This is a genomic window from Gracilibacillus sp. YIM 98692, from assembly GCF_010993965.1.
In the GTDB taxonomy this organism is placed as follows: domain Bacteria; phylum Bacillota; class Bacilli; order Bacillales; family Amphibacillaceae; genus Gracilibacillus.
On the sequence record NZ_WIXM01000001.1, the window covers coordinates 1 to 19,924 of the forward strand.

The window sequence follows — 19,924 nt, forward strand, 5'->3', positions numbered from 1 at the left end:
GAAGAAAGCCTTGACAGTTTCGTTCATATCAGTCTCCGTATTCTACCTTCGCTAATAAAGGTGTTCTGCCTTCTGGGAGAATAGACCCATTGGAATTCATTTCTTTGTACTATTTCTTTTTTCAATCAGAACACCACACAAAGCGGAGGCAAGATACGAAGACTCCTGCGGAAACAACACGTGTCCGAAGACCCCGCAGCGAGGGACGAGCGAGGAGGCTGAGGCCGTGTCCGCGGAAAGCGAAGTATCTTGCCGAAGCGATTCTTTGCACTCATCTAAGAAAGAATGTTAGAAAGTCATGATAGGATTACGTCGTAGTTTATGGATATTACGAACAAATTTTTCACTATCTTTTGTGGAAATAAAAAAAGTGTATCGCATGACATATGCGACACACTTTTTTACGAATTGGCTAAACGGTGAATCATCACGGCATTATATGCTCCGCCAAAACCATTATCTATGTTGACAACACTAATACCTGAAGCACATGAATTTAACATGGTTAGCAATGCGGATAATCCATTAAAATTCGCTCCATACCCGATACTTGTCGGGACAGCGATAATTGGATGCGAAACGAGCCCTCCTACAACACTAGGAAGTGCGCCCTCCATCCCTGCGATCACAACAGAAACGGTTGCTTTTCTAATCTCATCGATATTTTCTAATAAACGATGGATACCTGCTACACCGACATCGTAAAACCGTCGTACTTCTATTCCGTATGCTTCTGCTGTTAAAGCAGCTTCTTCAGCTACTTTCAAATCAGACGTACCTGCACAGACGATAGCAATATAGCCCTCAAATCGACATTCTTCCTCTTTATTTTTCAAAAATAGTAAGTTTGCTGTTTCATGATAAGTGAATTCAGGCATTTCTTGCAAAATAGTTTTCGCTTTGCTGGATTCGACTCTAGTGACTAATATGTTTTCGTTTTTTGCCCTTATTGCCCGGGAAATATCAATAATATGGGATGGCTCCTTGCCTTCTCCAAAGATCACTTCAGGGAATCCTTGCCGTTTTTTTCGGTGATGATCGACTTTAGCGAATCCTAAGTTTTCAAATGTGGATAGTTTGGTCTTAGCTTCTTCTGCCGTTAACGTTCCATTTTCGATTTGTTTTAATATGTCTTCTAACATTCTGATCACAACCCTAACGAAAAAGTAGGACTATGGAGAAAGGTATGACCATAGCCCTCTTGATGAAAGCTTGTTAAATGTAAATGTCGATAATCAATATCAACACTGAGTTGAACAAAGCTTTTTATTTAAAAATATTTTTCTACATCTTTTGCTAATTTTTGATAGCGTGAAAATACTTCTTGATAGGCACGATGATTGTCCATATTTGGCTTTACCACATGGTCAATCGGGATGTTTTCCTTAATAGCTTCAAAGGAATCGACTTTACCAATGGCAACTAAAGAGGTCCACCCTGCGCCCCATGCTGCACCGTGATGTGTGTCAGAAAGCTGAATTTCCTGACCAAAAATGTCTGCTAAAATTTGCACCCACAATGGTGACTTACTCAAACCACCATTTACTGAGATACTTGTCGGAGCACCTGCAATTTCTTCTAAAGATTGACCAATTTGATATAAGTTTAATGCAATCCCTTCTAATACAGCTCGAACTAATTGTGGTCGACGATGAGTCACACTTAATCCATAGAAATTTCCTCTTGCTTGTTGATTCCAAACAGGTGCTCGTTCTCCATTCACATATGGCACAAATAACAACCCATCGGCACCGACTGGAACATCTTCAGCCCCTTCTAAAAAGGTATCATGAGATCCTTCATATTCTAATAAATCCTTTAACCACTGCAGCGCTATTCCACCATTATTCGTTGGCCCGCCAATAATAGACGAATCAGCAGTGAACGCATAGCTAAATGTTTCTTGATTATCATTTACCTTTTGGCCAGCAATCAGTTGACGAATCGCACCACTGGTTCCAACGGTTACTGCCACTTCCCCAGGTTTGATGGCACCATCACCTAAATTGGCTAATTGTCCATCAGCTGCTCCTATCACTAATGGTGTTCCATCAGGCCATCCCAGTTGATCAGCAAGCTCTGGTTTCAGCCCTTCCATTACCTCTGTAGGTCCAACAATTTGAGACAATTGAGAGCGGTTAACACCTGCTAGTTCTAATGCTTGTTCTTCCCAATCCAAGGATTTGACATTCATTAGACCAGTTGCAGAAGCCATCGAATAATCAATGACACGCTTTTCAAACCATTGATACAGCAAATATTCTTTCATGGACATAAAATAGTTTGCTTTATGGTACGGTTCATAATCCTGTTCCTTCATCCATAACAGCTTAAGCAACGGAGACATAGGATGAATAGGAGTACCTGTCTTTGTGTAAATCTCCTTTTTCAAGGAAGGATCCAGTTGTTTTACTAATTCACTGCTTCTTCCATCCGACCAAATCAACATGTTCGATAACGCTTTTCCTTCCTCATCGACACAAATCAGTGAATGCATGGCACAAGAAATCCCGATCGATAACACTTGATTTTCTTTTGTTTTTGAAAAAATATCCGTTAAAACTTGTTGAGTGCTATGTACAATCGCATTAGGGTCTTGTTCCACATAAGACTCTTTCGGATACAATGTTTCGATCAATTGCTCAGATTCTTCGATGACATTCCCCTTTAGATCAAAGGCAACCGCCTTCGCACTTGTAGTTCCTAAGTCTAATCCAATTACTACTTCACTCATCTCTTATGTTCCTCCTCTTTTTCACCACATAGAGAAAAGCTTTGGAATGATCCAAAGCTTTCGGCACTTGATTAGGATAGGGCCTTGTTCATGCTTCCACTTTTATATCCTACCAAGTCCATTGTAACAAATTTGTAGCCATAGTTTTGCAACTTTTCTGTTACTCTTTGATGATTGGCTAATAGTTTTGGCATATCTTGCGGTTCGACTTCAATTCTGGCAATGTCTTCATGGGTACGAACCCTTACTTGACGAAGTCCAATGGTTTTTAAGAAAGCCTCTGACTTCTCTACTTTTGTCAGCTTCTGTTTGGTAATCTTTTCTCCATAGGCGATTCGAGAAGATAAACAAGCGAAAGACGGTTTATCCCATGTCGGAAGATCCATTTGTTTTGATAATTCTCGAATCTCTTCTTTAAACAAATTTGCTTCTTGTAATGGCCCTCGCACCCCTTGTTCTTTTGCTGCTTGCATGCCTGGACGATATTCACTCATATCATCCGCAATCACACCATAGACAATGTTTTGAAAACCTTTCGTCTCCATTATAGGTACGAGATGATCAAATAAACTGTTTTTGCAAAAATAACAGCGGTTCTTATCATTCTCGGTATATCCTGGTATCGCAAGCTCACTAGTTTCGATCACTTGATGTCTAGCTCCTATATGTTCTGCTAATCGCTTTGCTTCTTCTAACTCACTAGTCGGATATGTCTCTGAGTCTGCCGTGACCGCTAATACGTTGTCTTCACCTAGTGTATCGATAGCAGCCTTTAACAGAAACGTGCTGTCCACCCCGCCAGAAAAAGCAACGACAACTTGCTTCATTTCTTGGAGTATAGAGGTTAACGCATGATATTTTTGTTCGATCATGGCTCTCACTCCCTCCTTTTCTTTTCCTTCATTATATCGTCATGCCGCCAAATCCGCCATCTACTCGAATGAAGGTACCTGTCACATAACCACTTGCTTTGTCAGATGCTAAATAAATAGCTGCCCCTTGAAGTTCTTCTGGGTCACCAAAACGATTCATTGGTGTATGACCCATGATTTGATTGACACGCTCTTCACTTAAGATTTTACGATTTTGCTCTGCAGGGAAGAATCCTGGGATAATCGCATTTACTCGAATATTGTTTGGTGCAAATTCACGTGCTAAAAATTGAGTCACATTGTTCATAGCCGCTTTGGATGCAGAATATGTGAATACTTTTGATAATGGTGTGGTCGAAGACACGGACGATATGTTAATGATGCTCCCGCCACGGTCTTGCTCTACCATTTTTTTCGCAAAAATTTGAGTAGCAAATACGACTCCGCGAAGATTAACGTCCATGATTTTATCCCACTCTTCTGTTGCTAAGTCTAAGAATGGAGTAGTGCTGTTCATACCTGGTGCATTTAGGAGGATATCCCATCCGCCTGCCCAATCTTCAATTTCTTGCGCTACTTTTTCTACTGTTGCTAGATCACTAACGTCGGCTTGAAAGGATTTTGCTTCTCCCCCTGCTTGTTTTATTTCATTAGTGATTTCTTCTGCGGATTCCATGTTACGTCCGACAATGGCTACTTTTGCACCATGTTCAGCGAATCCTTTAGCGATAGACCCCCCTAACGTACTGTTTCCTCCAAGTGCTACTGCTACCTTCCCTGTTAAATCAAAAAGTTTACTCATGTTACATTCCCTCCATCAATTATTTTAGATTTCCATTTTCATCAAAAGCCATGTCATATAGATCTGTTAATTTTTCTAAATTATTATGTGTGGTAATATCCTCTAACATATTTTCCGACACTTCGATTTCTCCAATTTCAAGAGTGTTTTTAATTCTTACTACTCGCGCTTTGCTGAAATCCAATATATTACATGTTTTTATAGCTGCTTGAATCGCCATTATATCGTTTGGCATCGCTGTTGAGATGTGAGTAGGACCTACAACGGTTGAGGTTAGACCATTAGCATATGTAGCTTCACGGTCCATTTGGTCGACAAGCTTTTGAGTAGTAAAGTCTGCTGTTCCAACACCATTTGCGTTTCCTTCTGTTTCTTCTGTTAGATCGAGCACGACCATTTTCGATACTTCCGGACCGCCGTAAGCATATGGTGTCGGATAACGGCCTGTAACATTTGGATCCATACCGTCACCGCTAATGTTTTTGCCAATTTCATCTATAACTAGTACATCTATTTGATCAAAAAATAACTTTGGCAATGTTTGTTTGGAAAGCTTTTGAAGCTCTTTTTCTCGTTCTTCAATCTCTTCTGGTAATAACACTTCAAGTTCAGCCACTTTGTCAAAAGCGTTTTCCACAGTAGCAACAGCAAAAAGGATTGGCATTTTATCAATGATGATGTTTGCCATTGCTGGGACATGCTCTGCCATGTGTTTAAACCCTAACTGATGACAAGCCTCGGCCCCTTTTTGCTTTCCTAACCCAATGCTAATCATCTTCATGATACCGCTTTCCACCTGTCCACGAAAAGCTGTATGCGGCTTCACACGGTTAATGACGACAATTCCATCTGCTTCGGAAGCAATTTTATCAATATAAATCGGTAAACCGTTTTCTAATTGATCAATTTGAATAACTTCCATCGAAGAACGAATTTCAGCACCGACTACTTCTTCTTTTACACCTAAATGCTCTAGAACTGCTTTTTGTCCTGGACCTGATGCACCACCATGACTACCCATACAAGGTACGATAAATGGCTTTGCTCCTAACTTTTTTAAAAAGTCAATGGTCACTTTCGTTGTTTCTACAAGTCGATCAAGTCCCCGACTACCGACTGCAACCGCCACTTCCATTCCAGGTTTGACTTGGTTTTCTAGTCCCTTTTGATTTAATTGCTGTTCCAGTTCTGCCCCAAGATCTTCTATTTTTGCATCATCAAAATACTGCTTGACTTTTGTCATTTTAGGAATTGGTATATCTTTTACAAGTTCCTGCAGGATCCCCATAAACTTCACTCCTTATGTTCTTATTTATTGTGGTTAGTATATCATCTATTTGTTTGGCGGACAAATTAATGTAAATAGGTTGATGTTTAACTTTTCATAGTATAAGTTCAAATTACTTCCTTATTCATGAGCTATCCAAATCTAAGCTCCCTGTACACGCATCTGGAATCTGAATTAATCATAGCCTAAAATTATAAAATAGATCATTGACTAGAAAATAACTTGAGCTACATAAACCACAGCAGTAACTGTCACCATACTTGCGACGGTTGAAAATAGAACTGTTTGTGCCGCGAAGTCTGGATGGCTTTTATATTCTTCTGCAATCACTGCACTATTCACTGATGTTGGCATAGCAGAAGCGATAAATAACGCTTGGGCCATTACCCCTTCCAACTGAAAAGCAAAAATAATGCCAAGTGCTATAAGTGGTCCGCCAATCAATCTTACGAGTACACTAATATAAACAGAAATGAGACCTTTCTTAAATTGCATTTTTGCCACTTGTGCACCTAACGTAATAAGAGCAAGTGCAATCATCGTGTCTGCAATATAATTAGCGGATACCCAAATTGGTTCTGGAATCGGAACATCCCATGCATTTAATAAAACTCCTGACAACATTGCATACAAGACAGGCATTTTAAAGTAGCCTAATGCCGCCTTTAACTTTCCTTCCTTCGCCGCTCTTAAAGAAAAAATACCATAGGAAAACAAAAAGATATTTTGCAAAGTTAACATGATGACTTGTATCGACATGGCAAAGGGATCGCCTCGGAAAGCTAAATCATTGACAGGTACGCCATAGTTACCTGAATTAAAAAACATCACACTATTGGCAAAAGTCGTACGCTTTCCACCATTAATTTTAATAATTCTCGCTAGTATAAAAGCGATCACATACAATAGTGCTACTAATAATAGAAAAAATAATAGTACTTTGCCAAATAAGTCTAATCCAAACGTAGCTTCATATAAGTTTACAAAAATAAAACCTGGTACGACGAAATAAATATTTAATTTTGCTAAAGTAGATAAATCCAACCGAAATTTCATCTGAAGAAAAAATCCGATTGCCATCAAAATAAAGACAGGGAGAATTACATCTTTAAAGATTATTAAAAATTCTGACATTCACTCACTCCCTTACCAACGACGAATAACAACGTTGTTATTATTATTGTATCACATTATTATGACAATGAGAACGAAAACGTGATATTTTTTCAACAAATATAGTAGCTTCTCAAAAATTCAAAATTTTTACTTAAAGATTTTGAAAATTCATCCGAAAGCTCTAATGTTTGGATTCATTCGGATGCTTCTTAGAATAAAAATGGGTGCTGCTGCACCCATTTTTTATTCATCATATGCATTTAAAGCATTGACACTATGTGCTATCGCAGAACCAGCTTTAAGAGCAGTGGCAACGAAAATGGCTTCTGCTAATTCATCCTTCGCTGTCCCTTGTTGTTTTGCCCCTTTTGTATGGATATCAATACAGTAAGGACAGCCTGTCGTATGTGCAACAGCAACGGCAACCAGTTCTTTTTCCTTAGCTGAAAGAGCACCGTCTTTCATTGTTTTCTGATCGAAATCAACAAACGCATGAAAAGCATCCCCATTTAGTTTGGATAGTTCTTCCAATCGGTTGAAATAGGATGCTTTGTATAAAACATCATCTTCTTTCTCATCGTATGTATTCAAAGCATTGACACTGTGAGCGATAGCAGAGCCAGCTTTTAAAGCAGTAGCAACGAAAATAGCTTCTGAAACCTCTTCCTTCGTAGCTTCCTGCTTCTTTACGTTTTTCACATGAAAATCGATACAATAAGGGCATCCCGTTATATGGGCAACGGCTACAGCAATCAATTCTTTTAATTTGCCGCTTAGCTTTCCTGGTGCTACAGCCTTTTGATCAAACTCGACAAAAGCATTAAACGCTTCAGGCGCAAGATCTTTTAATTCTGGCAGTCTTTCAAAGTACGATTTTGCATATAACACATCATTCCCCATAACCAGTTCCTCCTCTATAATACTTTAATACCATTGTTCAGGATAATCTTACCATTATTCATAATTTTAGTAAATCAGAATAGGCTTTTTATAACTCTTTTTCATTCCGATATTTTATCCTCATATCGTTCAATAAGAAGATATATTAAGTTGTGATGACCTAGGGAACTATACACCACTTGCCTTCTGATATTACATGAAGAAAAGCTGTTTCCGCCTCATAACGAAAACAGCTTCACCCTTATTTATTCGTTACGCCTTCTTTTGTAACATCAATCGCTTGAGCTTCTGCTTTCAAACATAATTCAGCAGCTTTAAAAGCATGCTTCTGTGTCATGGCATTTTCCGTTCTATTGATACAATCTAGTATTAGCTCACCGAAGAAAGGAAAACCTACTTTCCCATTTAAATCATAGTGTTTTTCTCCTTCTTGATTTACTAGATATAACTGATTTCCACCAGAATCACGGGCAAGATCGACATATTTGCGAATCTCAATCATACCTTCTGTTCCAATAATAAACGTCCTGCCGTCTCCCCACGTACTGAGTCCATCTGGTGTAAACCAATCGACACGGAAAAATTGGGTAGCCCCATTATCTCCTCTTAATGTAGCATCCCCATAATCTTCTAACTCTGGATACTCTGGATTGGCATAGTTCCCCACTTTACTATGTAACACTTCTGCGTCCTCACAGCCTGTGTAAAATAAAAATTGTTCAATTTGATGACTGCCGATATCACACAGAATACCGCCATACTTGTCTTTTTCGAAGAACCAGTCTGGACGATTAGGTGCTCTTAAACGGTGCGGGCCAAATCCTGTTAACTGAATGACCTTTCCAATCGCACCTTCCTCAATCAATTGACCAGCAAATACTGCACTTTCTACATGCAATCGTTCACTGTAGTATACCATGTATTTTTGACCTGTTTCTTCCACCACTTTTTTGGACTCTTCCAACTGCTCTAACGTAGTAAATGGTGCTTTATCTGTAAAATAGTCTTTTCCTGCTCGCATGACACGGTTCCCCAATGCGCCGCGTTCCGATGTCACCGCTGCAGCAGCTACTAACTTTACTTCTGGATCCTCCAGAACTTGCTCAAGCGAATCTGCTGGTTTCGCTTGTGGAAATTTCTCTAAGAAATTTTTCACTTTTTCTGGATCTGGATCATAGACCCACTTTAATGTCGCTCCTGCCTCTGTCAAACCATTACATTGTCCAAAAATATGGCCATGATCTAATGCAACCGCTGCAAAAACAAACTCCCCTTCTTTTACAACAGGATTCGGCTTTCCTTTAGGTGCATAATTCATTCCATCAGCACTACTCATCTCTATCACTCCTATTAAACAGTATCTAACTCTATTGTATACGTTTCCAAATAAAAATCAAACGTTGTTAATTATAAATTTCACTAAAGGAAATTTTTCGATTAAAGAGCACTTGACGAAGTTAGAGAGATGGCTGCACTTATCTATCTTTCTAATCGGGGTATCTACGTCAAATTCACTTCATCTGTAACACGATATATTATGATATCTTATGACTGCTTGTTTATACCGTCGCCATCGTCACAGGCGTTTTCTTTGCTGAAGAATCTCGGATTAACTGAATCATTTCCATCGGCACATATGCTTCACTAGCTGGGATATAGTCACTCGTATTTTCTAAAATCGCTTGATAAAACTGGTCTATCAATTTTTGATGGCTTGCACCATAATAAAATTTAGAACCTGGTAACTTTTCGTCCTCTACTAATTTGCGTTTTGTTCCGTTGTCATCTGCAATCGTTAAAATACTATCTTTAATCGTTAATTTGGCCTTTTCTAATACGACTTGAAATTCAACAGATGAATTTTGTGCATTGCTAACCGTAGCAAAAAATAAACCCGTAGCACCATTTGCATAAGTGATGTGTGCCGTTGCGGTATCTTCGACATCTAACCCATAATCGAGCAGACGATCAATCGATCCTCTAATGGATGTTATATCTCCACCGACAAGCTGCATTAAATCCAGTGTGTGAATCGACTGGTTAATCATCACACCTCCACCAGCTTGCTCCATTTTCCCTCTCCACGGTTTCGCCTCATAGTAAGATTTTGGTCGATGCCATGTCACAAGTCCTTTTACCCCAAGCACTTCGCCGTACTTTCCTTCTTTCACCATTTGATTTAATACTTCTACCGTTTCATTAAGGCGATTTTGCAAGGAAACACAAATTTTCACCTCTGGATGCTGTTGTTCCAGTGATACGATAGCTCGACTATCTTCTATGGTATGAGCTAATGGCTTTTCTAAAAAAACATGAATGCCATGTTCTACAGCCTTTTTCGTTACAGGGTAATGTAAATGGTGTGGTAAACAAATGTGAACACAGTCTAAAGCTTGCTCCTTAAACATCACTTCATAATCGGTATAAAACGGAGCGCTTTTTCCTTTCGTTTTTGCTTTTGGATCAACATCACATACCGCCACAAGCTCTGCTTTTTCACTTTGCTGCATGACTGGTAAATGGATGTTCGAAATATCACCTAGACCAATGATACCAATTCGCAATACCATGGTTTTCCCTCCATTTCATTCCCTTTAATAGATTCCTTGCTTTTCCTCTTCTCTTCTTTTATTTAACTCCTCTAAATACGCCTCTTCATCTACTGGTAAAGACACTTCTTTCCCCAGCCAACTGGACAAGTGCATCGCATTAGCAAGCTCAACACCATGAATACCGTCCGTCCCAGGTGCAATTAATGGCGTTCCATCTAAAATATTGGCAGCAAAATTTTCTAAAACCGTGGCATGCTGACTGCCCCAAGCACTGTTAAACTCTATAACTTCCTCTTCATAGATTTGATCCGTATCTCCACCTTGTATAAGCTTGCCGATTTCTTGCATCGACATCGTGTCGCTCATTTCTTTTTCTGGTCTGTGCAGTCGTTTGACCGTCACTTTTTTGCTATCATCTACTACAATTTTTCCCTTATCTCCTAAGATTTCTAGGCGGTCTGTTCCAAGCACATCATGTGTACATGTGACAAAAACACCCGTTGCTCCATTTCCATAGTCGAGAAGTGTTGTGACATCATCCTCCACTACAATGTCACGTTGATAACCATACTGTGCTTTCGTATACACTTTCTTTGGCATGCCGCAGATCCATTGAAATAAATCAATTTGGTGCGGGGCTTGATTAACTAACACACCTCCGCCTTCTCCATCCCAAGTTGCACGCCATGATCCTTGGTCATAATACCCTTGAGGGCGCCACCATGTCGTAATAATCCAATTTGTTCTTCTTAATGCGCCAATTTCCCCGTCATCAATTAATTGTTTAACTTTTTGATAGAGCTGGTTTGTACGTTGATTAAACATGATCGCATAAGTGAGATCAGGCTTTGTTATGGCATAGTCATTAATTTCTTTAACTTGTTTTGTATAAACACCTGCCGGCTTTTCAAGCAACGCATGAACATCTTGACTCAATGCTTCGATCCCCATTTCTGGATGTAAATAGTGCGGTACACAAGTCACAATCGCATCCACATAGCTGCTTTCTATCATTTCTTTGTAATCCTGGTAAAAAGGCACATCTGGAAACTGTTCTTTCGCGCGCTTTTCTTTATCTGGGTCGATATCACAAATCGCCCCGATTTCCATATTAGGAACTTTCCCTTCATTGATTAAATTTGCATATGCTCCACCTTGTACACCAAAACCAATAATGCCAAGTTTTACCTTTTGCAATACCATCCACTCCTTTTTTAAAACGCTTTCTCTTAACACTTATTCTATGAAATTCGGAAGTATAAATAAATAGTTAAAATTGTTTCATTTGAGTAATAAATTGACTGAGAATGCTTTCTATTATCCTTTAACACTACCAGCTGTAATCCCTTCCACTAAGTACTTTTGGAAGAATAGGAAAACAAGCAGCTGTGGAACAATCGATACAACAGACATCGCAAACATTGGGGCCCAAGCCGATACAGAGGATGGATCTGAGAACATTTGCAGTCCAAGCGCTACCGTATACAATTTGGTATCATTTAAATAAACAAGTGGTGTCATAAAATCATCCCATGTCCAATAGAAAGAAAAAATCGCAACCGTTGCGAGTGCTGGTGTCGTTAATGGCAATACCACTCGCCAAAAAATACTAAAAGTACTCGCACCATCCATATAAGCCGCTTCATCCAATTCTCGTGGAATCCCTCGAATAAATTGAATCATTAAGAAAATGAAGAAAGGAATTCCCCCGATAAACGCTGGCACGATTAATGGCAAATACGTATTCACCCATCCTAAATTGTGAAACAAAATATATTGCGGAATTAATGTTACCTGTTGCGGCAGCATTAACGTGACAATCATACAAACGAATAATGGTGTTCGAAAGCGGAAATTCACTCTTGCAAAACCAAATGCTACCAAAGTAGAAGAAAACAATGTCCCAATAACTACCATGGTTGTGACAAATGTTGAATTGATAAAGAAAGTAGTAAAGGTTAAATTACCAAAACCTTCCCATCCTTGAGCATAACTCCCCCAATTCCATTCTGTCGGAATTAACGAGGCAGCATTTCGGAATATTTCACTTTCGGGTTTTAGTGAGCTTGCTATCGTCCACAAAATTGGATAAATCATTAAAAAGCCTAACGCCCAAATACCACCATGATAAAGGAGTGTTCTCGTTTTTTTATTTTTCATCATCTTTAATTCCCTCCTTCTGATTCATAGTAAACCCAGCTCTTCGCTGTACGGAAAATAAAAGCTGTGAAAAGCGCACAAATTAACAAGAGAACCCAAGCTAAAGCAGAAGCGTAACCCATATCAAAGTGAGCAAAAGCTTTTTCATATAGATACACGGCATAGAACAGTGTGTTATCCATCGGACCACCTTCTGTAATTAAAAAGCTTTGTGTAAAAGCCATGAAACCATGAATTGTCTGCATCACGAGATTGAAGAAAATAACCGGTGATAACATTGGAAGCGTAATTTTGAAAAATTGAACAACTGGATTCGCTCCATCTACTGAAGCAGCTTCATACAATTCATAAGGAATCGCTTTCAATCCTGCTAAGAAAATAAGCATCGGTGAACCAAATTGCCACACCACTAAAATAATTAAAGTAGATAGTGCAAAATCGGGACTTGCTACCCAATCCGTTCCGGAAATGCCGAAAAACCCTAATACATCATTGATGGCACCGTTCATTCCAAACAATTGCTTCCAAACAACTGCAATTGCCACACTACCACCAAGTATTGAAGGAACATAATATAATGTTCGATATAAACCTACCCCACGGCGTTTCGTATTAAAAAGCATGGCCACAAATAAAGCGAATGCTAGTTTTAAAGGTACACTACCAAATACGAAAATAAATGTAACTCGTATCGCCTTCCAAAAGCGATCATCATTAGTAAACATCTGTACATAATTTTCTAAACCAATCCAAACCGGTGTAGATAATAAATCATAGTTTGTAAAGGAAAAATATAATGATACTAACATTGGTCCGACTATAAATCCTAGAAAACCTACTAACCATGGAGCAATAAATCCCAGGCCAATTAAATCTGTTCTTAATTGACTTCGTAATTTATTTGATTTTTGAACTCTACCCTCCACTTTCATTTCTTGTGCCATTTTGAACACCTCCATTTATAGTAGAAGCCATCTATCTATATAGATGGCTTCTTTTTCATTTACTTATTTTTAGCCAAAATTTCCGTTGCTTTTTCTCTAAAGTTTTGCGCAGCTTCTTCTGGCGTCACTTCTCCGTAATAAATCGGATCCTCTACTTCATTTTCAAATAAGGATTCAATTTCTGTTGCACCTTGTGGATCTGGTGGATCAATTTCTCTTGCATAATCTTGTACTAACTCAACAAATTCGAACATTTTTAAACCAGCTGGAGCCAAATTGGATTTTAAATGCTCGCGAACTTCACCTGCAATAGGAACACCGCGCTCTGCATTCAAGATCTCATTCGCCTCTAAATCATTGGTAATAAAGTCAATAAACTTTGCTGCTTCTTCTTGTTCTTCTGAATGGGTAGAAACAGAGAAGAATTGACTAGGTTTAATATAATGTCCCTTTTCTCCGCCTTCAATCATTGGTTGAACCATTAATTCCAAATCTCTACCGGCAGCTTGTTCTAATGCTACAAGCTGGTTACTATGCAACTCCATCAAAATTGCTGACTGCTCACGTACAATAGATTGCTGTTCAATGTTAGATCCTGCACTCTTAAATAACTCTGGAGGTGTACCTGCACCTGAATCAATTAATTCCTTAATAACCTGCAAGAAGTCTACTAATAGCTGATCATCCTCATAACCTAACCCTGTACCATCATCATTATATAACCATTTATCATGCAATCGTAAATAATGTTTGAATCCCATCACATTGGCACTTGGCTGAATTCCATATACATCATCGCCTAATTTTTCAGAAAGCTCTTGTGATTTAGAAATAAGTTCATCATAGGTGTAACCTGGCTCTAAAGGCTCCACACCTGCTTTTTCATACATTGCAGGGTCATATGCTTGAGCATGAGAGTTAGCTCCTAAGTTAACAGCATATAAACCTCCATCAATTTTTCCACCATCAATATATACATCTTCTACATCACTTAAATCTAATGCACCACTTTCTACGTGTGGATTCAAATTAGCTAATAAATCTTTCCCTACATATTCTGATAAGTATTTATAGTCCATTTGTACAATATCAGGGAGATTACCACCAGCTGCCTGTGTGGCCATTTTTTCCCAATAACCATCCCAGCCAGTAAATTCTGGTGAAATAGTAACATGTGGGTTTTTTTCCATATATAAATCGATCGCTTCTAATGTACGATCATGCCTGTCCTGAGAGCCCCACCACAATATCCGTAACTCGACTTCTTCCTTACCTGAATCTTGGCTTGCTTCTTCATTATCTGAGGCATTATTATCAGTGTCTTCATTTGACGCATTTGATTCCTCACCACTACTACATGCGACCAACACTCCAACTAAAAATAATAACATCATAACCCATAATAGCTTTTTAACTTTTTGTCGCATTTTTTTCTCTCCCCTTTTCCTAAAAATTTTATATTCAAAACAATGACCTGTCATAATCATTGTTTCAAATCATGTTTGATTGTATTGTGCTTTTAAGATACTGATTTGCTCTACAGATCGACAACCTACAATCATAATGATAAAAAAAGTTAAGCTTACTCCAATAGACATTAAAATTTGAGGAAAATATAAGGACAAATAAATCATCCCCCATAATGCAATCCCCATACCAATCGTTTTAAGCGGGTTAACCATTCCAATTACAAAGGCATATTGAATATATTTCCACCATTTTAGTTGATAGTGTACATATGTTGGAAAAATATAAATTAAGATAATTATATACCATATTGATAGAATAAAGATAAATAGACTGATGATTTGATTAAACAGTCCATCCTTTTGAACAAAAAACTTCAGATCAAAATAGATTAAGTACCCTAAAATCAACATGGTAAGCGCTAACAAATTAGACTTTTTAAAATGCTTTTTATATTCCTGCCAAAATAAAGAAAAAATAGATGGGACATGCCGCTCTTCTAACCACATTTTTTGAACTCGGCAAAGTGCTACGGTTGCCGGAGCTATTCCCAAAACAACCAATCCTAATAAAGTAAATAAAAACCATAGTATATTGAGATAAACCAATTTTACTATATAGATACAAAATACTCTTGTCATTTCCGTAAGAGAAACCGCATTCATCTTATCACCTTCTTTCCCTTTTTCAAAAGATGAATTGTCATAACTACTAATGTAGATTAAAATAGAATCAAAGCTTATCTTTTATGTGATTATCTTTAGTATACCTTGTTGAAGAATCAAAAAAAGATGCTTCACTTAATAAAAACACCAAATAATTAAGCGCTTACATTTAGAGGTATCATTATTTTAGAAATGGAAGATATAATGATACCTTTTCATGGAAAGGAGTACCTTATGTACAAAATACTGCTTGTCGATGATGAAAAAGAGATTCGGTATGGATTAAAAAATTACTTCCCTTGGAATCAATTAGGTTTTGAAGTGATTGAGGAGTGTGAGAATGGGAAGGAAGCTCTTAAATATCTACGCGATCATTCTGTCGATGTGGTATTAACCGATATTAGGATGCCAGTAATGGATGGGATTGAACTAGCGAAACAAATTCAACAAATGAAACAATCGATTCAGGTTATTTTTTTAAGCGGTTATAAAGATTTTTATTATGCAAAAGAAGCGATTAAATGCGGAGTATTAGATTATATTGTGAAACCCGGGAAATTTGAAGAAATACAAGCCGTTTTCACTTCCTTAAAAGAAAAGATGGATACAACAGTAAAAGAACATGATATTTTAATAGACTCTCAATCAGGACAGAAGAACTACACAGAAAATATTATCCATACGATTAAAACATATACACAGAAAAATTATGCAGACATTACATTAGAAGACTTAGCTAGTATTTTAAAAATGTCACCCAATTATATTAGTACCTATTTTAAAGAAAAAACAGGCTATAATTTTTCCACGTATTTAACAGAAGTCCGCATGAAAAAAGCGGCAACATTGTTAACAGACTATCATTATAAAACATATGAGATCAGTAGCTTAGTTGGATATAATAATCCGAAGAATTTTACGAGAATGTTTAAAAAATACCATGGCATGACACCTAGGGAATACAGAAATAGAAATACTTTGGAAGTGGCTGACCTAAATGAACAATAAAATTTTATTAAAAAATACGGCATTATTTTTATTTCCTTTACTTATTCCATTATTTATATTAGGGTCGTTTGCTATCGTAATTACAGATAAATATATGAAGGAATCTATTACAAGTAACACAATTAATGTGTTACAGCAATTAGAACAGCAGACTAATGCAACGTTAAATGATATGTATCTACTGAATTTAGATTACAACTGGAACCCAGATATCATTCTATCCCTTCAGAATATTTTTGATTCAGATTATTTAACTTTTGAACAAAACCGAAACATTTTAAATGGAGAAGGTGCTATCCGTAGACGAGAAATTGCAACACCTGCGATTCACTCGATTTATGTCTATTATCAAAATAAACATAATAGAGTCTTAACCTCTCGTTCAGGGGTGATAGGTTTTGATAAAATGTATGACCAAGCTTGGTATGATGAATATGACACCACTTCTACAAAGGAAGGAATTTGGATAAAGAATAGAAAAATGTCTCAGTTTTCCTTTGAAGATCCAGAGGAAGTCATCACGGTTTTTAAGAATGTATTCAAAACAAACGCGAAAACCTCTCAAGGATTGATAGTACTTAACCTTTACCAAAGCTACTTTGAAAACTTAATCAATGAATTAAATAATTATCACAACCAGAGCGTCTTTGTATTAGACGAACATAACAATAAGTTATACGGAAACGCAAATAGTAATCAGTTAGATTTAGATAATATACCGTTAGAGAGAGAGGAAGAAACATTTGAAATCCAAATAGATGGTACTAAATATATCGTGAATCAACTACCTTCACAGGAATATCGATTACGTTATTATTCCATTGTAGAGAAAAATATTATTTACTTAATTCCAAACCAACTGCGTATTTTAACGATTGTGTTTGTTCTTATTTCACTTGTATTAGGTATTGCCATCATCTACTATTTAACTAGAAAAAACACCCAACACGTAAGTGATATCATTTCTTTATTAAACTCATCAAAACAGGATGAAGGAGAGTTGACCAAAAATATTTCATTTAAGGATAACGAATACCAATATATTGTTCGTCGTATTTTGAAAAATTACGTAGATCAGAATAATTTAGAAAAAGAACTTAATGATAAAAAATACCAATTACAAACAGCAGAGTTACTGGCACTGCAAAATCAAATTAATCCACATTTTTTATCTAATACTTTAGCGATCATCTACTGGCGTGCAATGGCTCTTACGGGCAAACCGAATAAAGTAACCCAAATGTTAGAAACATTAACAGATATTTTGAATTTCTCTTTAAGAATCAAAAATCATACCGTGACTTTAGAAGAAGAAATTAATAATACGATGAATTATTTAAGCATTTTAAGAATTCGATCTGATAAGGACTTCAACATTATATGGGATTATTATGAAAAAGATTTGCATTTACAAGTTTTAAAATTTGTTTTACAGCCATTAATCGAAAATAGTATACAACATGGCATGCATTATGAAAATAGTGAGGAAAAGCTGACCATAAAAGTCAGAATCAAAACAAAGAACGAAAAAGTTATCATTTCAGTAACGGATAATGGAAAAGGGATGGATCAAGAAAAGCTGGAGAACCTCTTAACACAATTAGATAAAGACGAATATGTTACCAACCATATCGGGTTAGCCAATATTAAAAAAAGGCTTTCGCTTATTTATAACTATGATTATAGGTTTAAGATTCGAAGCAAAGAAAACTATGGAACAACTATTTTAATTGAGCATCCTTTGTCATGAGCAAGGCTGAATTTGACTGGCGGACATATGGTTCGCTATTTCTGTAAAGTAAGGCTTCCATCAGCAGGGGGGTTCTTCATCCCCCACTGATGGTTAGCGAAACTTATCATTGCCAGTTTTTCATAAAATAACGGCGCAATCGCCTTGGTCACCCTAGGGCAATAAGTCGAGCCTCTATGTGGTTCTTTTTTGCCACAAAGAGGCTCGACTTAAGACCTCGAGGGGGTAGGCGCTGGATCTAGACAGCGAAGCGTAAATTTTTATACTTACTGATAGTACAAAAAAGAAAGCGATTACCTATATACTATATAACATAACCTTTGATATAATAAGTATTAGTTTGCTGTCTAAATAAATATATCGTGACACAGGTGGGGGTTATGAGTAATGCTAACAGGTGATGGAGCGTATATTAAAAAAATTAATAGAAGCTTTATTTTAAACACCATTTTTGAACACTATAAAATTTCGCGTGCCAATCTATCCAAAATAACGGGTTTAAATAAAGCAACGATTTCAGTTCAAGTCAATGACTTATTAAAGAACAAACTAATTTATGAAACACGCGAAGAACATAAAGGACTTGGCAGAACGCCTATTTTGCTGTCTATTAATGAAAGGGCTTCCTATTTTTTAGGTGTTGATTTAGATCGTGATCACATTTTGTTTAATATCACAGATTTAAAAGGAGATACGGTAAAATACAAAAAGCTGGAGCTTCAAACAGATGTTTTTGAAGAAATTGTTTCTATACTTGCTAAACAAATCAAAGCATATAAAGAGGAATATGCTTTTGCTCAATATGGCCTTGCACAAACTATCATCGCCATACACGGAACGATTACAAATGAAGGGGAACTTCACTTTGTCCCATCTTATCAATGGCGAGATGTAAATATCAAAGAAGAGCTAGCAAAGCATGGTGTATATGATGTACATGTAGAGAACAATGCCAACCTCTCTGCTTATGCAGAAAAAGCCATTCAGTATAATCAAAGCAATAATCTATTAAACATCAATTTGGCTTCAGGAATTGGTGCTGGAATTATTATAAACGGGGAATTACATAAAGGATTTCACGGTCATGCAGGGGAAATGGGGCATATGATTGTTTATCCTGATGGTCGTTCTTGTCGTTGTGGTAATAAGGGTTGCTGGGAAAAGTATGCATCTGAGCCGGTATTCTTCAATTATGCCAATAACACCTTACAGGATCCAATTCGGTCAGATTCTGATTTCAAAAAAATGTTAGATAAAGGTGATGAACATATTCTAGCTTCTATAAAAAATTGGATTCAAGACATCGCCATTGGCTTAAATAATGTAATAAATTTATATAACCCGGAAATGATTGTATTAAATAGTCCCATTTTAAAGGCTTACCCTGATTCCTTAAAAGAAATAGAAAAACATCTACACTCTTCCGTTTGTCACTATCGAGAAATTGTACTTTCGGCTCTTGGTGCCAAAGCTGGTGTGATTGGCGCCTGTGCTATGGGGATACAACACTTTCTCGAACTGCCAAGACTCACGCTTTCCGAGACAAATAATTGTATTAATAATGAAAAAGAGCTCACGATTTAATCATGTATTTCCTCGCAAAATAAAGTCCTAATAAAAGCAGCGACCACTGATAGATAGTAGTGATCGCTGCTTTTAAAATTTT

17 protein-coding genes are annotated in these 19,924 nt (G+C 37.2%); 3 read left to right on the top strand and 14 right to left on the bottom strand.

Annotation, left to right across the window (positions count from 1 at the left end; genetic code table 11):
• Positions 1-401 precede the first annotated feature (401 nt).
• The 14 genes from larB to GHD00_RS00070 form a co-directional block, all read right to left on the bottom strand.
• Positions 402-1,142, bottom strand: a complete 741-nt coding sequence (gene larB, locus GHD00_RS00005) for a nickel pincer cofactor biosynthesis protein LarB (RefSeq protein WP_163536050.1) — start codon at positions 1,140-1,142, stop codon at positions 402-404.
• A gap of 128 nt (positions 1,143-1,270) precedes the next feature.
• Positions 1,271-2,734, bottom strand: coding sequence for a gluconokinase (locus GHD00_RS00010; protein WP_163536051.1), 1,464 nt, complete (start codon positions 2,732-2,734; stop codon positions 1,271-1,273).
• Positions 2,735-2,805: 71 nt separating this feature from the next.
• Positions 2,806-3,606: an ATP-dependent sacrificial sulfur transferase LarE gene (larE, locus tag GHD00_RS00015; RefSeq protein WP_163536052.1), complete on the bottom strand. Its 801-nt coding sequence runs from the start codon at positions 3,604-3,606 to the stop codon at positions 2,806-2,808.
• Positions 3,607-3,637: 31 nt separating this feature from the next.
• A complete protein-coding gene (locus GHD00_RS00020; protein WP_163536053.1) occupies positions 3,638-4,408 on the bottom strand; it encodes an SDR family oxidoreductase in 771 nt (256 codons plus the stop codon).
• Between the two features lie 19 nt (positions 4,409-4,427).
• Positions 4,428-5,696: a nickel pincer cofactor-dependent isomerase, group 22 gene (locus GHD00_RS00025; RefSeq protein WP_163536054.1), complete on the bottom strand. Its 1,269-nt coding sequence runs from the start codon at positions 5,694-5,696 to the stop codon at positions 4,428-4,430.
• A 210-nt stretch (positions 5,697-5,906) separates the two neighbouring features.
• Positions 5,907-6,830 (bottom strand): AEC family transporter, encoded by a 924-nt coding sequence (locus tag GHD00_RS00030; protein WP_163536055.1) that lies wholly within the window; start codon positions 6,828-6,830, stop codon positions 5,907-5,909.
• A 225-nt stretch (positions 6,831-7,055) separates the two neighbouring features.
• Entirely contained in the window at positions 7,056-7,712 is a 657-nt protein-coding gene (locus GHD00_RS00035) for a carboxymuconolactone decarboxylase family protein (protein WP_163536056.1), read from the bottom strand.
• A 241-nt stretch (positions 7,713-7,953) separates the two neighbouring features.
• Positions 7,954-9,048, bottom strand: a complete 1,095-nt coding sequence (locus tag GHD00_RS00040; protein ID WP_163536057.1) for a Gfo/Idh/MocA family protein — start codon at positions 9,046-9,048, stop codon at positions 7,954-7,956.
• Between the two features lie 223 nt (positions 9,049-9,271).
• A complete protein-coding gene (locus GHD00_RS00045; protein ID WP_163536058.1) occupies positions 9,272-10,282 on the bottom strand; it encodes a Gfo/Idh/MocA family protein in 1,011 nt (336 codons plus the stop codon).
• A gap of 24 nt (positions 10,283-10,306) precedes the next feature.
• Complete coding sequence (locus GHD00_RS00050) at positions 10,307-11,461, bottom strand: Gfo/Idh/MocA family protein (protein ID WP_205600679.1); 1,155 nt, start codon at positions 11,459-11,461, stop codon at positions 10,307-10,309.
• 120 nt (positions 11,462-11,581) lie between these two features.
• Positions 11,582-12,424: a carbohydrate ABC transporter permease gene (locus GHD00_RS00055; protein ID WP_163536435.1), complete on the bottom strand. Its 843-nt coding sequence runs from the start codon at positions 12,422-12,424 to the stop codon at positions 11,582-11,584.
• 5 nt (positions 12,425-12,429) lie between these two features.
• Positions 12,430-13,356, bottom strand: a complete 927-nt coding sequence (locus GHD00_RS00060; RefSeq protein WP_163536436.1) for a carbohydrate ABC transporter permease — start codon at positions 13,354-13,356, stop codon at positions 12,430-12,432.
• 71 nt (positions 13,357-13,427) lie between these two features.
• The gene (locus GHD00_RS00065) at positions 13,428-14,795 is read right to left on the bottom strand and encodes an ABC transporter substrate-binding protein (RefSeq protein WP_163536060.1); all 1,368 of its coding nucleotides are present in this window, start codon (positions 14,793-14,795) and stop codon (positions 13,428-13,430) included.
• Between the two features lie 69 nt (positions 14,796-14,864).
• The gene (locus GHD00_RS00070) at positions 14,865-15,500 is read right to left on the bottom strand and encodes a YesL family protein (protein WP_163536061.1); all 636 of its coding nucleotides are present in this window, start codon (positions 15,498-15,500) and stop codon (positions 14,865-14,867) included.
• A 234-nt stretch (positions 15,501-15,734) separates the two neighbouring features.
• On the opposite strand from GHD00_RS00070, the gene GHD00_RS00075 reads away from it, so the two are divergent.
• From GHD00_RS00075 to GHD00_RS00085, 3 genes are all read left to right on the top strand, one after another.
• Positions 15,735-16,508: a response regulator transcription factor gene (locus GHD00_RS00075; protein ID WP_163536062.1), complete on the top strand. Its 774-nt coding sequence runs from the start codon at positions 15,735-15,737 to the stop codon at positions 16,506-16,508.
• Positions 16,498-18,258, top strand: a complete 1,761-nt coding sequence (locus tag GHD00_RS00080) for a sensor histidine kinase (RefSeq protein WP_163536063.1) — start codon at positions 16,498-16,500, stop codon at positions 18,256-18,258. Before GHD00_RS00075 ends, GHD00_RS00080 begins: the two co-directional genes overlap by 11 nt.
• Before the next feature lie 387 nt (positions 18,259-18,645).
• The gene (locus tag GHD00_RS00085; protein WP_163536064.1) at positions 18,646-19,842 is read left to right on the top strand and encodes an ROK family protein; all 1,197 of its coding nucleotides are present in this window, start codon (positions 18,646-18,648) and stop codon (positions 19,840-19,842) included.
• Positions 19,843-19,924 lie beyond the last annotated feature (82 nt).